The sequence below is a fragment of the Spirosoma sp. genome, from assembly GCF_026391055.1.
Lineage (GTDB): Bacteria > Bacteroidota > Bacteroidia > Cytophagales > Spirosomataceae > Spirosoma.
Genome location: NZ_JAPLET010000031.1, coordinates 288492 through 301663, shown reverse-complemented (window position 1 = coordinate 301663; position 13172 = coordinate 288492). Strand labels below are relative to the sequence as shown.

The 13172-nt window shown below is 49.1% G+C and carries 12 protein-coding genes; 5 read left to right on the top strand and 7 right to left on the bottom strand.

The genetic code is table 11. The features are described from left to right. The first annotated feature begins 109 nt into the window (after window positions 1-109). On the top strand, window positions 110-1327 hold the full coding sequence (locus tag NT073_RS33035) for a pyridoxal phosphate-dependent aminotransferase (protein ID WP_297382589.1): 1218 nt from the start codon (window positions 110-112) through the stop codon (window positions 1325-1327). A gap of 428 nt (window positions 1328-1755) precedes the next feature. Then, on the top strand, window positions 1756-1941 hold the full coding sequence (locus NT073_RS33030; protein ID WP_297382588.1) for a hypothetical protein: 186 nt from the start codon (window positions 1756-1758) through the stop codon (window positions 1939-1941). An 85-nt stretch (window positions 1942-2026) separates the two neighbouring features. Here the strand turns inward: NT073_RS33030 and NT073_RS33025 are convergent, their stop codons facing one another. The 6 genes from NT073_RS33025 to NT073_RS33000 all read right to left on the bottom strand — a co-directional run bounded on the left by NT073_RS33025 (window position 2027) and on the right by NT073_RS33000 (window position 8576). Next, window positions 2027-2773 (bottom strand): RNA pseudouridine synthase, encoded by a 747-nt coding sequence (locus tag NT073_RS33025; RefSeq protein WP_297382586.1) that lies wholly within the window; start codon window positions 2771-2773, stop codon window positions 2027-2029. A gap of 88 nt (window positions 2774-2861) precedes the next feature. Next, window positions 2862-3680 carry a 3-methyl-2-oxobutanoate hydroxymethyltransferase gene (panB, locus tag NT073_RS33020; RefSeq protein WP_012928885.1) on the bottom strand — a complete coding sequence of 273 codons (819 nt, stop codon included), beginning with the start codon at window positions 3678-3680 and terminating at the stop codon, window positions 2862-2864. Between the two features lie 107 nt (window positions 3681-3787). Further along, window positions 3788-5215, bottom strand: a complete 1428-nt coding sequence (locus NT073_RS33015) for a peptidoglycan DD-metalloendopeptidase family protein (RefSeq protein ID WP_297382584.1) — start codon at window positions 5213-5215, stop codon at window positions 3788-3790. Window positions 5216-5239: 24 nt separating this feature from the next. Further along, window positions 5240-6151, bottom strand: a complete 912-nt coding sequence (locus NT073_RS33010; protein ID WP_297382582.1) for a DUF4292 domain-containing protein — start codon at window positions 6149-6151, stop codon at window positions 5240-5242. 93 nt (window positions 6152-6244) lie between these two features. Then, a complete protein-coding gene (locus tag NT073_RS33005; protein ID WP_297382580.1) occupies window positions 6245-8029 on the bottom strand; it encodes a tetratricopeptide repeat protein in 1785 nt (594 codons plus the stop codon). A gap of 247 nt (window positions 8030-8276) precedes the next feature. Next, window positions 8277-8576 (bottom strand): Dabb family protein, encoded by a 300-nt coding sequence (locus NT073_RS33000; protein ID WP_012928881.1) that lies wholly within the window; start codon window positions 8574-8576, stop codon window positions 8277-8279. A gap of 253 nt (window positions 8577-8829) precedes the next feature. On the opposite strand from NT073_RS33000, the gene NT073_RS32995 reads away from it, so the two are divergent. Next, a complete protein-coding gene (locus tag NT073_RS32995) occupies window positions 8830-10536 on the top strand; it encodes a S41 family peptidase (protein ID WP_297382577.1) in 1707 nt (568 codons plus the stop codon). Window positions 10537-10614: 78 nt separating this feature from the next. Here NT073_RS32995 and NT073_RS32990 read toward each other — a convergent pair whose 3' ends face one another. Then, window positions 10615-11058, bottom strand: a complete 444-nt coding sequence (locus NT073_RS32990) for a hypothetical protein (protein ID WP_012928879.1) — start codon at window positions 11056-11058, stop codon at window positions 10615-10617. A 195-nt stretch (window positions 11059-11253) separates the two neighbouring features. Between NT073_RS32990 and accD the strand changes: the two genes are divergently transcribed. Together accD and NT073_RS32980 are read left to right on the top strand one after the other, a co-directional pair. Then, a complete protein-coding gene (gene accD, locus NT073_RS32985) occupies window positions 11254-12096 on the top strand; it encodes an acetyl-CoA carboxylase, carboxyltransferase subunit beta (protein ID WP_297382574.1) in 843 nt (280 codons plus the stop codon). 88 nt (window positions 12097-12184) lie between these two features. Then, window positions 12185-13168: a radical SAM protein gene (locus NT073_RS32980; protein ID WP_297382572.1), complete on the top strand. Its 984-nt coding sequence runs from the start codon at window positions 12185-12187 to the stop codon at window positions 13166-13168. Window positions 13169-13172 lie beyond the last annotated feature (4 nt).

The following is a 13172-nucleotide window of genomic DNA, read 5'->3' as shown; positions in this document are numbered from 1 at the left end:
TTCTCCATGACACAACCATTTTTAATTTGACAAAAACCGCGCCCCTCCGCTGAAAACCCACTACCTTTGCGGTCAGTTTGTTATCATTTTCTCAAAAACATCACTGATTATGTCTGCCACGCTTGACACCGTGAGTTTGTTAGCCGACCGCATCAACGCGCTGGAGGAGTCGTCCACGCTGGCGATGACCAAAAAAGCCCGTGAATTGGCCGCTCAGGGCCATAAAGTAATTAGCCTGAGCGTTGGGGAGCCGGATTTTAAAACACCTGCACACATCTGCGAAGCGGCCAAGAAAGCCATTGACGATGGTTTCCACGGCTATTCGCCCGTTGCCGGTTATCCTGACCTTCGCAAAGCGATTGCCGATAAATTCAAGCGCGACAATAATATTGACTGGAAACCCGAAAATATCGTCGTGTCGACTGGTGCCAAGCACTCGCTGGCAAACGTTATTCAGGTACTGGTGAATCCGGGCGACGAAGTGATTATTTTCTCGCCCTATTGGGTTAGTTACTCCGAAATGGTGAAACTGGCCGAAGGTAAAGCTGTTGTGGTGGATGGTAGCTTTGAAAATAATTTCAAAGTAACGCCCGAGCAGTTTGAGGCCGCCATTACCGACCGGACCAAGATTGTGATGTACGCATCGCCGAACAACCCAACAGGTTCGATCTATTCAGAGGCCGAACTCCGCGCCATTGCCGATGTAGTAGCCCGCCACGAGAATGTGCATGTGCTGGCCGATGAAATTTACGAATACATCAACTTTACTCCCGAAGGTCACTTCAGCATCGGATCGATTCCTGAAATTGCCGAACGGGTGATCACGGTGAATGGCGTGGCTAAAGGCTATGCCATGACGGGCTGGCGGATCGGGTACATTGGTGCCGCCAAGTGGATTGCCGATGGGGTTGAAAAATTACAGGGTCAGGTAACGTCCGGAACCAACTCCATTGCTCAGAAGGCTACGGTAGCCGCCTTGAATGGCCCAAAAGAACCTTCTATGGAAATGGCCCAGGCTTACCACCGTCGTCGTGATCTGGTCGTAGGTTTGCTGAAAGAGGTGCCTCATTTCCGGACAAATGTACCGGAAGGGGCTTTTTATGCCTTCCCTGATATCAGCTATTACTATGGCAAGTCGGATGGAACGACAACGATTCAAAACTCGGATGATTTTGCTGGCTGGTTACTGACTACAGCGCATGTGGCAACTGTTGCCGGCTCGGGCTTTGGTGCTCCTGATTGTCTACGTATCTCAACGGCCGCGTCCGACGAATCACTCGTCGAAGCCGTACAGCGTATTAAAGATGCAGTAGCCACATTAAAATAAAAACAGAAAAAGGTTGAGGGACGAGAAAGCGCCTGTGGTTCATCCAGGCATTTTCTCGTCCCTCAACCTTTTTTATGGGCTCAAATGACTATTTTTATATTAATTAGACGGCGATAGTAGCATTAATTGTAGTCTTACTACACTGTTACACTGAAGTTTTTTGAGGAAAATATTGATTCGGCTTCTTTAATTGAATTTCTGGCACGGTAATTGTTAAAGATGAAGGTAGGTAATGGTGGTGACAATTAATTAATTTGTTTGTACTAAATTGATGTACATTAACAGTAAACTTTTTATTCTAGCTCTTGTTATTGTACAAAGACAAGGTTAATTTTGAATATCGATAGAAAGTGTTACTTCAGCTAAAGAAGATTAGTTGTCATTCTTTCAAAACCGTAAACTTAACTTTAAAAATAATTTTTAAGCCGATGAGGAATTTTCGTTTGCACATGGCTTTCCAGTGGATCTTCTTCTTGCCAATCATTCTGCCCCTATGCATAGTCTTCGGAGCTCTTCGGGGGATTGTTCAGATGGTTGAACGAGTGATGGAGCAGATTGTGCTGGATGTAGCCCCTACCGAGCCCAATGCCCCGACTTTGACTGAACAGCGATAGTACGTTAATTCTGTATATAAAAAATGCTCCATCTTCTTTTCCGGGAAGATGGAGCATTTTTTATATACAGAATTATTAACTGGTGTTACTCGAAGGTGATATCCAGATTCTTGTCATTGTATATCTCGGTGTCCAGTTCGAGAAACTCTTCCCAGAACGGGTCATTCGGTAAACCTGCTTTGCAAATAATAGGTCGATCTTCAGCCCCGGCTTGCTTGATCGGGTGAATGAAATACAGCCGACGGGCGTGTAAATAGATTTTCTTGTCCGGAACAGCCCGGTCGTATCCATATTTAATATCGCCCCGAATCGGACAACCCATATGTGCCAGCTGTGAGCGAATCTGGTGGGGACGACCCGTTATGGGATTTACTTCAAGCAGGTAATGTTCGTTGATTTTGCCAAGCACCCGGTACGAAAGTTCGGCTTTCTGCGACTTGGGTACTTCGTAATCATAGACCGTTACCTGGTTTTTCTGTTCATCTTTGATAAGCCAGTTAACCAGCTTATCCGAATCTTTGGGTGGTTTTCGCCGGACTACAGCCCAGTACGTCTTTTGTACCTGACGTTTCCGGAATATCTCGTTCATGCGTTCCAGCGCTTTCGACGTCCGCGCAAAGACAACAAGGCCGCTTACGGGGCGGTCGAGCCGGTGAACGAGGCCCAAGAAGACTTCACCGGGTTTGTTGTACTTTTCTTTTATATAGTCCTTAAGTACGTCTAGCAGTGTAATATCGCCCGTGCGGTCGCCCTGTACCAGAATACCGGGGTCCTTATTAACGATAAGCAGGTGATTGTCTTCATAAACCACCTGAAATGGTTTCTTTTTCATAATGTATACTGTGTAATGAATACTGTACAATGAGAAATGGAAGCCTATTATTCATTAGGCATTGTAGCATATTCATTTAACTTCTAACTCAATACGCTTCTTTCTCGTTCGGGAAGTCGTTGGTTTTCACATCGTCTACGTAATGAGCGATGGCCTCGGTCATGATTTTATGCAGATCAGCGTACCGGCGCAAAAACCGGGGTTTGAATTCATTGGTGATGCCCAGCAGGTCATGAACAACAAGAATCTGCCCATCGGCGTCCGGGCCGGCACCAATACCAATCGTTGGGATAGTCAGGCTTTCCGAAACCGTTTTGGTGAGCGCTGCCGGAATTTTTTCGAGTACCAGCCCGAAACAGCCAATGTCTTCAAGCATGTGTGCATCGTCGATCAGCTTCTGGGCTTCGGCTTCTTCTTTGGCGCGAACGGCGTAGGTGCCAAACTTATAAATGGACTGGGGCGTCAGACCCAGATGCCCCATAACGGGTACGCCCGCGCTTAAAATCCGGACAATAGATTCTTTGATTTCCAATCCGCCTTCCATTTTTACGGCATGGGCACCCGATTCTTTCATGATCCGAATGGCCGACCGCAGGGCTTCCGTTGAGTTACCCTGGTAAGAACCAAAGGGAAGATCGACCACCACCAGCGCCCGTTTAACCCCTCGCACTACTGAACAGGCGTGATAGATCATCTGGTCGAGGGTAATGGGCAACGTTGTTTCGTGGCCAGCCATAACATTGGAGGCCGAGTCGCCCACTAATATCAGCTCCACTCCGGCGGCATCGACCGCCTTAGCCATGGAGTAATCATAGGCGGTTAATGCCGATATTTTTTCGCCTTTATTCTTCAGTTCCTGAATTGTATGCGTCGTAACGCGTTTGATATCGGGATTATGAACAGACATAGTGTCGGTTTGCTGTTTACGGATTTTGGTAAAAGGCTATAAAAGTACGGTTTTTTACCGATGGTCTTTTCATCAGTAACTTATCGTCTCAAACCGAAGCGGCTGCTTTAGCGGGGAGTAAGCCACGACTCGGGGTTGAGTTTGGTAAACTCCTTCCAGATTTGAAACTGGATTTCAGATACCCCGTTTTTATCGGTTGCCACGGTACCAATGGATTCACGGGCTTTTACCCGTTGCCCAACCCGAACCGATACGCTGCGCAGTTTGGCGTAAACCGTGAAGTAATCGCCGTGCTGAATGGCTACTACGTTGTTCATCCCCGGCATACTGGTTACGTCCTGTACAATTCCATCGTATACCGACCGGACGCCTTCGCCTGCGTTTGTCTGAATATCAACCCCCTGATTCTCCACATAAATCCCTTTTAGGACCGGGTGTGGTTTTCGGCCAAAACGGTCAGAGATAAACCCTTTGGTTACGGGCCAGGGCAGGTGTGCCCGCGATGATGTAAAGGACGAAGCCAGTGCTGTTTCTTCGTCATTGAGGTTGTTGTTCCGGCGTTCGTCCGGTTTTTTCGGCGCTGGTTCCGGTTCTGCCGGGCGCTCTACTCTGGCTACATCGGCCGGGGCCGGTTTTTCTCCGGCCTTCTCCGCAGCGGCAATGGCGTCTTCGGCCCGTTTGCGCTCAGCCGCTTTACGAGCGGCTTCGAGCCGGGCAATGCGGTCACGCTCGGCGCGTTCACGGGCTTCGCGTTCGGCCCGTTCGCGGGCTTCCCGGACAATCAGTCGTTTGATCAACGCTTCAAGTTGTCCAACAGCCCGGCGGCTTTCGGCCAGTTCGGTTCTCAGTTCAGCCTCCTTTTGACCCAGTTCTTTGACAACCTGGTTTTTAACCACCTTGAGGGTTTCGAGGCTTTTGGTTTCCTGCACTTTGGCCCCAATCGTATTCTTTTGCTCCTGGCGTTTTCGCTGAGTGGCCCGCTGTTTGCCGTCCAGCATCGTCCTAACGTTCGACATCTGTCGTACCTGACTCTGGCGAGCATCGGAGTACTGCCGTAAGTAGCGATAACGGGCAACCAACTGATTGAAGTTATCGGCGGCAAACAAAAAACCTAAGGGATTTACCTGTTGGCGCCGTTTATCGGCTGCGTAAATCATGGAGCCGTATTCGTCCCTTAGTTTATCAAGGTCTTTAGAAAGGGTCGTGCTGGCTCGTCGGAGTTCGGCGATTTCCGATTCGGTTAGCTGAAGGTCTTTATTGAGCAGTCCAATCTGCTGTGACTGTGTATGAATTTGCTGGTCCAGAGCCTTTAACTGGCCTAGTCCGGCCTGTTTTTCAGAAGCTGTCTGTTTCAGGATAGTTCGAATCTGGTTCATTTTTTCCAGATTCTGCTTTTTCTCTTTTTCCAATACCTGTCGGTCACGCATTGTCTGCTGCGCCTGTGCCGCTGGCATTGACCACACCCAGCCAAAGACGACTAGTCCGATTACCGACCAGCGAACAACATGAGGAGCGTGGGGAATTTTTAACTGCATAAGTACTTTAATCGACTAATAATCTTAAGGTCGACGGGTATAATTAGCTGGAATGGTAAAGGGGAATCCCGGCGTCTTATCGATCAGTTCAACTTTGTTATGCTTGATACGCAGCAATGTCTGGTAAAACTGTCCGTCAGACTTCGACTTGTAATCGACGGTAACCAGGCTGGTATAGGGAAAGAGAAAGTTATTGAGTGAGGTAAAATCTTCGTAGTCCAGCCGAAGCGTATTTTTTGTTGGCTGCTCGGTTACCATTAGTTTCTTTAACTTTCGGTCTTCCTCGCCAATGTAGTTTTCAACCAGTACTTTGCCTTCACTTTGCCGTAGCAACAGGTAATCCCGCTCGTTCTTTATTTTTTGTGCTGGTCGTTTGGGTAAAGGAAGATTACCCACAATCAACGCCTGAAGCAGATCGAAGCTCAGGTTAAAATGGAACTGTTTGCTCAGTGTCGGGAAGTCATACACAGAGTATTCACGGTGTATTTTATCGACAATCAGGATCGAGTCACGGGTGATCATGCCCCGAACGGCTTCGATCCCGAGCTTGGACACCGACACCCAAATCAGGCTGTCTTTCCGGACCCGGATACTTACATTGGCGTTATCAATATCCTGCTGTTGTCCTTTAAACGAGATTTTGGATTTGGCAGTCAAATACCGGAAGTCGATTTCCGCAACATTGGCGCGGGCCTCTTCGATGCCTGGCCTGGATGGGTCTGGCTTTGAGAGGTCCGGTTTTGATAACCCGGGTGTTATCTGTGCAGAGTCGGCAGGGAGATTTGGCACCGGATTAGCAGCAAGAGTAGAATCGGCAGGGTTGGAAGCGGATGAAACCGGCGTCGGGCCTGTATTGCGCGACATACGCTGACGTCGACAACCTTTCGAACTCAGAAATACGCTTATCAGGAGCGTAAATAGCAGGTATTTGTTCATTTAGGTGCTTTTCGGTTTATCGTTCTTCCATCTACGGCCATCAGGATACATTGCCTGATAGGGAATGCCGGACTTAATGGATCGTAAACCGGTTTACATTTTGCCAGAGCTTACTTTCTTATCTATATCGGGGCTGGCACCACCTTTCATCTTCGCTTTCTTCCACTGTTCAAGTGCCTTGTCGGCTTGGCCCAATTGGTAAAGCGCATCGCCATAATGTTCAATGATAGTGCCGCTTACGTTTGCCGGATCGGCCAGTGCTTTTTCGAGATACTGCTTTGCCTTTGCGTAATCTTTCGAGACATAAAGCACCCAGGCGTAGGTGTCCAGATAAGTCGCATTCGTTGGGTTGCGTTCAACGAGTTTCTGGGCAAGCTGTAAGGCACGGGGCAGATTTTCTTTCCGTAAAGACAGAAAATAGCTGTAATTGTTTAGAACGTGATCATTCAGAGGATCTACTTTCAGGACGGTTTCGTACGATTCGTCCGATTTGGCATGATCGCCAAGGCCGTTGTACGCATCACCTAACTGGGCATAAATGCCCTTTTTCAGCTCATTGTTCGAACTGGCGGCCAGCAGCTTCTGACTTTCTTCGAGGGCGTCAACGGCCTGCTGATACCGGCGCTTGTATAGGTTGGCCGACCCGTTGGAATACCAGAACAGGCCCTGCGTTGGAAACACTTCCAATGCTTTTTCGGAGTGGACGAGCAGGCTATCGACCTGATTCAGCTCACCGTCGAGCTGAATCAGCGCTCCCCAAACCTCATAAACGGAGCCGTCTAGGCGGGCGGCTTTGGCATACGCATCGCGGGCCTCGGTTTTCTTTCCCTGCTGCATAAGCAGATTGGCCAGCATTACCTGTGTTTTTGGGTCGTTGGGTGATGTTTTGGCCAGGTTCTGCGCCATAACCAGAGCATCCTGCTGCGCTGCGGTATTAGAGCCGGTCATACCCATATAGCTCGACAGGATTCTGGCTTTCAGGCCTGCTTCGAGATTCGGGTTAGCCAGTACCTGATTGAGTTCTTTACTAACCCGATCCATATCCCCTTTTTTGCGGTAGATATCGGCCAGTAGCACATGCGCCTGGGGTAAATCGGAGCTTAGCTTAAGGGCTCGGTCAATCCAGCTGATCGCCTGATCGGCCCGGTCGTTGGCAATGAGCAGTTCGGCACCTTCGAGCAGGTAATCAGGGTCGGAGGGTTCCGATGCCACCAATTTTTCAGCTTCTTCAATGGCCTTGTCTATTTTGTTCTGCTTGAGATAGATGCGTTGCTTCTGCCGGGTGATTTCTTCATTCAGGCCCAGCTCACGCTCTACTTTATTGTACGCTTCAAGCGCTTTGTCGGGCTTTTCATTGAAGAGGTATATGGCCGCTAGTTCAACGCCATACTCCGCGTTTTCGGGTCCTTTTTTCAACAAGGCTTCGTAGAGGTCTTCGGCCTCGCCGTACCGCTTCTGCTTGACATAAAGTTCTGCCAGCAGTAGGGAATAAAATTTATTGTCGACATCCAGGGCATGCGCTTTAGTCGCAAACGGAAGGGCTTCGGTCACCTTTCCGCTTTTGAGGTACGCGCTGGCTGTGGAGTATTGAGCGGCTGCGTTATTGGGGTCCTTTTGCAGCACCTTGGCAAACTGGGTAATGGCTTTAGACGGTTCATCCGTCATCAAATACCGGATACCATCCGTAAACTGCGTCTCGGCCTCCATCCGAACGGTAGTGGTCGAGGTAGAGCCGGGTTTAGCCAGAGCGGTATCGGCTTTATCGCGCTTACGCTGCGCCACGGCAGGTAGATCGGCAAGGCAAAGGAGCAGACCTACACTACTTGCTAACCCAATGAGTAGCCGATGGCTTCGATATGTAGAATATACTGAATTCATGTTGGTCGGCGTGTCGTGATGCATACGTACGAAAAACGCGGCTCAACCCGGTCTATTGCAGTTTCGGTTTAAATAAACCGCTAAGACAAAGGTAGTTTAAAATGGTGAATGTCCGTAAACGTTCAAATGGGAGTTAGTTAGTGTGCGGAGTTAGGAGGGCTGACGCATGTGTTGCTTTCGCCGGTCCGCCGACCGTCCGCGGCTACGCCCATGCGGTGCGCTCAGCTCTCCTCACTCCTAATACTAACTATCCCACTGCATCATAAATCTGCACGCGTTCCCAGAGGTGAGCGCAGTTGGCAACGAAGGCCAGGTGAATAGGATGTTCCTGATAGACATCGTGAGCGGCTTTATCCGCAAAGACCAGCGTTAACGAAAAATCGTAGGAGTGGTCGATAACCGGACGACGGGTTTCGGCGGGGGTGCCCACGTAAGCCGTTGAGATGTCGGTTATTGATTTCAGGGTTTCGAGACCGGCACGTAAGGCCTGGTGGTCGTCCTGGCTTTCAGGATGGCGAAGCCAGAAAAAAACAGTATGAACGAACATAAGCGTAGTAGCAGGCTATTTACTGGCTGCTCCGTAAAAGTAAGCATACTTTCCTGTAAACACCGCTCCGTAATCAGCAGAAACAGTAGCCGCAGAACCGGTAAATGATAATGGTAAACCATGAATGCCAGCCAGTCAGTTTTTTTTATCGTCTTATGCCTTTTCTGGCAAACATTTCGCTACCTTAAAAACGTTATGGGGGTATAAATGACATTATTTACGCGACGAACGAATGGATGGAGATGGTAACGCTATGAAAACACCGGGCATGCCTGATAGTCAGGATAATAAAAACCGGATTCAGAATGATAAAGCAACCGTGCGTATACCAATGCTGCTGGGTGTTGCGCTCGCAGGGGGCATGTTAATTGGAGCGACATTCTTTGGTGGCACCCAGAGCATGAACAACATCGGACGGGGGTACAACAAATACAAGGAGATTCTACAACTTATCGAGAACAACTATGTCGATACCGTCAATACGGACGATTTGGTCGATTACTCGATTACCAAAATGCTGGAGAAGCTTGATCCGCATACGGCCTATATGAACCCGCAGGATGCCGTGGCCGCCCGGTCGCAACTGGAAGGTGGATTTGATGGCATTGGCGTTGAGTTTAATATCTATAAAGACACCGTTTATGTGGTGACGCCCCTAGCCGGTGGCCCATCCGAAACGGCGGGTATTCAAAGTGGCGACAAGATCATCAAGGTCGACGATAAACCCCTGGCTGGTGGCAAAATAGAAAACAGCGCCGTGTTTAAAGCCCTGCGCGGCAAACGAGATACAAATGTCAAATTGACTATCCTGCGAAAAGGCGACAAGCAACCCAAGGAGTTTACAGTTACGCGGGGCCGTATTCCGACGTACTCCGTCGATGCCGCCTATATGATTGATGCCAAAACCGGTTACATCAAAATTAACCGGTTCTCGGAAACAACGTATGATGAGTTCAAGACGGCGCTGGCGTCGCTTAAGGCAAAAGGAATGTCGCAGCTGATGATGGATCTACGGAATAACCCCGGAGGATACATGGACCGGGCTACCAATATTGCCGACGAATTTATTTCGGGCAACAAACTGCTCGTCTATACCGACGGAAAAGACAACCGATACGACCGCAAAACGATGGCCCATATTGCAGGGCAGTTTGAAGAAGGTGCGTTGGTTGTGTTGATCGACGAAGGAAGTGCATCGGCTTCTGAAATTGTGTCGGGTGCGTTGCAGGACCATGACCGCGCGTTGATTGCTGGTCGGCGGTCGTTCGGGAAAGGGCTGGTACAGATGCCGGTAACGCTGTCTGATGGCTCCGAACTGCGGTTGACCATTTCGCGCTATTACACACCCAGCGGCCGTAGTATTCAGAAACCGTACGTGCCGGGGCAGGAGGGTGACTATGAGAAAGACCTCGAACTCCGCTCGAAACGGGGTGAGTATTACATTGCTGATTCCATCAAAAACGATCCTAAACTGAAGTTTAAAACCGACGGCGGACGGGTTGTGTATGGTGGTGGCGGTATTACGCCGGATTACTTCATCCCCCGGGATTCAACCTGGCAGACGGCGTATCTGGTGCAACTTTACGGGAAGAACATCATCCGTGAATTTGCGATGGAATATGCCAACGATAACCGGAAGAAACTGGAGAAGATGTCTTTCGATGAGTTTGATCGGACCGTTGCTATTAACGATGAGCAGATGAACCGTTTGGTGAAAGACGCTACGGCAGAGGGTATTAAGTTCAACGAGAAGGAATACAACCGCTCGAAGAACTACATCCGTACGCAGATCAAAGCGCTGGTAGCCCGGTCTATATTCCAGAAGAACAATAAGGGGGGGCAAAACAATGAATTCTTCCGAATCATTGCCCAGACGGACGATACCTATCAGAAAGCGTTAAAACTCTTCGACCGGGCCAACAAACTCGAACACGGAGCAATGACGTATAATCAGAAGTAAGTAGTTAGGAGGGCTGGCGCGGGTATTGGCCCGCGTCAGCCCTCCTAACTACTTACTTCTACATACTAACTCCTTTCTTTATGGTTTCTTCGAAAACTGATAGACGAAACCCAGGAATGATTGAAGATTTCCGGTTTTAAAGTCTTTTCTGGAATAAGGGGCCAATTCAAAGGCTACGCGCAGGTTGGGCATGAATAGAAGCGGCTTGATGCGCACGCCGACATGCAGCGAATACCCCTCCAGAACATCCCGATCGTCAATGCCATTCAGCGCATTGAAGCGAACACCAAGTCCCGTATAGTAATTGACCTGCGCTTTACGGGCCACATTGACCATAGGGCAGATAGTGGTACTCAGTGAGCCAAACAACGTATTTGTTTGCATACGGGCGTCGGCCCAGAAAGCACGGTCGGCATTTGTGCTGACAGTAATCAAGCTATTAAACGGATAATACGCTACAGACGCCTGACCAAAGGCCGTCATCGTAACACCTAAAAGAAGTGCAGTTAAAGCATGTTTCATAGGCGCAAAGCAACAACTTTATTGGTATAAAAAAAGGTAACCTGCCCGAAACCGACTGTCTGGTTTTGCCGCTCCGGTCGGGTAGCGTTTAGACGCTGTTCACCAATTGATCGCCTGCGAATGCAGAACTATACTATTTGATCCTGCTTTTCTTTGTACCTTTACCGCTCCTTTGCTGATAATTACTTACAGAAAATGTCTTGGTTCGTCCGAAAAGATAAGGGTATTCAGACCCCAACCGAAATGAAACGGGAAGCTCCCGACGGGTTGTGGTATCAATGTCCGAACTGCAAAAAGATAATGAATACGCGGGAACACAAACTCAACGCGTATACCTGTGTTCATTGCAATTACCATGAAAAAATAGGCTCCGACGCTTATTTTTCCCTCCTGTTCGATGAAAACGAATTTACCGAACTCGATGCCAACATGCAATCGGCGGACCCGCTTAAATTCGTCGACACAAAAGCTTATCCGGATCGGGTAAAGGCAACCATTGCCAAAACAGGGTTGAAAGACGCTGTTCGCACAGCTTACGGCCCCATGAATGGTCTGATTGTAACGGCAGCGGTAATGGACTTTAATTTCATTGGCGGTTCGATGGGTTCGGTCGTGGGCGAAAAAATTGCCCGTGCGATTGACCATGCTATCGAAAACCGGACGCCATTTCTGATGGTGTCGAAGTCGGGGGGAGCCCGGATGATGGAGGCCGGTTTCTCGCTGATGCAAATGGCCAAAACGTCCGCTAAACTAGCGTTGCTCGACAAAGCCAAATTGCCGTATGTTTCGCTGCTGACCGACCCAACTACGGGTGGTGTCACCGCTTCGTACGCCATGCTTGGCGATTTCAATATTGCCGAACCCGAAGCGCTAATCGGTTTTGCCGGGCCGCGTGTTATTCGCGAAACCATCGGTAAAGACTTGCCGAAAGGCTTTCAAAGTGCAGAATTTGTCCTTGAACACGGCTTCCTCGATTTCATCGTCGACCGAAAGGATCTGAAAGATAAACTGGTTAGCCTGTTTACAATGTTGTTGTAATAATAGTATTGAGGAGTTAGGAGCGAGGAGATAGGAGCAGGTACGTTGGTATGCTCGCTTCTATCTCCTCGCTCCTAACTCCTTTTTTATGCGCCTTGTCTCCCATCCTGTTCTCTGCAACTACTATGTCACATATCGCTGTAATGCGAGCTGTGGTTTTTGCGATATATGGGAGCGCCCTTCCCCCTATGTTACCCTCGAAAACGCCCGTCAGAACCTGCGTGACCTCAAACGGTTAGGCGTTCGGGTGGTCGACTTTACGGGTGGAGAACCCCTGCTTCACCGTCAACTTCCCGAGCTTCTCCGCGAAGCCAAGGCCCTTGGGCTAATTACAACCGTTACGACCAACGCGTTGCTGTACCCAAAGCAAGCCGAAAAGCTGCGCGGTCTGGTCGATATGCTCCACTTCTCGCTCGATTCGCCCATTGCTGAAGAGCATGACACTTCGCGCGGGGTAAAGTGTTTCGATAAGGTAATAGAGTCGATCGCGCTGGCCCGTAGCCTTGGCGAACGCCCTGATATTCTTTTTACGGTTTTTGAGCATAACGTGCATCAGATCAAACAGATGCATCAGGAAATTTGTCTGCCTAACAACCTCGTGCTGATTCTCAACCCGGTATTTGAGTACAATGCCGTTGACACTGGCGATCGGCTCTCGGAAGAGGCTCTACAACAGATGTCTTGGTGGGGCAAGCAGAAAAATGTGTACCTGAACGATGCGTTTATCCAGCTTCGACGCGATGGGGGGAATCACATCGAAGACCCCATCTGTCGGGCCGCCAGCACAACCATTGTTATTTCTCCGGAAAACAAGCTCGTGCTCCCCTGTTATCATTTGGGATTGAAAGACTTTACCATCGACGATAACCTATATGCCCTCTATCGCTCCGACGAAGTACAGAAATTAGTGGCGCTGGAAGGTCGTTTGCCCGCCTGTGAGGGCTGCGCCATAAACTGCTATATGCAGCCATCGTTTGCGGTCGAAATAAATAAATACTTCTGGCGGGCATTGCCCAGCACGCTTAAATACAACTGGGTAAAAGGCACCTGGAAACAGTTAATTTCTTCCTGATTAA

Excerpts from the sequence above, each read along its gene's own strand:
- NT073_RS33035 (WP_297382589.1), top strand. The coding sequence starts at position 110 with ATGTCTGCCACGCTTGACACCGTGAGTTTGTTAGCCGACCGCATCAAC.
- NT073_RS33030 (WP_297382588.1), top strand. The coding sequence starts at position 1,756 with ATGAGGAATTTTCGTTTGCACATGGCTTTCCAGTGGATCTTCTTCTTG.
- NT073_RS33025 (WP_297382586.1), bottom strand. The coding sequence starts at position 2,773 with ATGAAAAAGAAACCATTTCAGGTGGTTTATGAAGACAATCACCTGCTT.
- panB (WP_012928885.1), bottom strand. The coding sequence starts at position 3,680 with ATGTCTGTTCATAATCCCGATATCAAACGCGTTACGACGCATACAATT.
- NT073_RS33015 (WP_297382584.1), bottom strand. The coding sequence starts at position 5,215 with ATGCAGTTAAAAATTCCCCACGCTCCTCATGTTGTTCGCTGGTCGGTA.
- NT073_RS33010 (WP_297382582.1), bottom strand. The coding sequence starts at position 6,151 with ATGAACAAATACCTGCTATTTACGCTCCTGATAAGCGTATTTCTGAGT.
- NT073_RS33005 (WP_297382580.1), bottom strand. The coding sequence starts at position 8,029 with ATGAATTCAGTATATTCTACATATCGAAGCCATCGGCTACTCATTGGG.
- NT073_RS33000 (WP_012928881.1), bottom strand. The coding sequence starts at position 8,576 with ATGTTCGTTCATACTGTTTTTTTCTGGCTTCGCCATCCTGAAAGCCAG.
- NT073_RS32995 (WP_297382577.1), top strand. The coding sequence starts at position 8,830 with ATGAAAACACCGGGCATGCCTGATAGTCAGGATAATAAAAACCGGATT.
- NT073_RS32990 (WP_012928879.1), bottom strand. The coding sequence starts at position 11,058 with ATGAAACATGCTTTAACTGCACTTCTTTTAGGTGTTACGATGACGGCC.
- accD (WP_297382574.1), top strand. The coding sequence starts at position 11,254 with ATGTCTTGGTTCGTCCGAAAAGATAAGGGTATTCAGACCCCAACCGAA.
- NT073_RS32980 (WP_297382572.1), top strand. The coding sequence starts at position 12,185 with ATGCGCCTTGTCTCCCATCCTGTTCTCTGCAACTACTATGTCACATAT.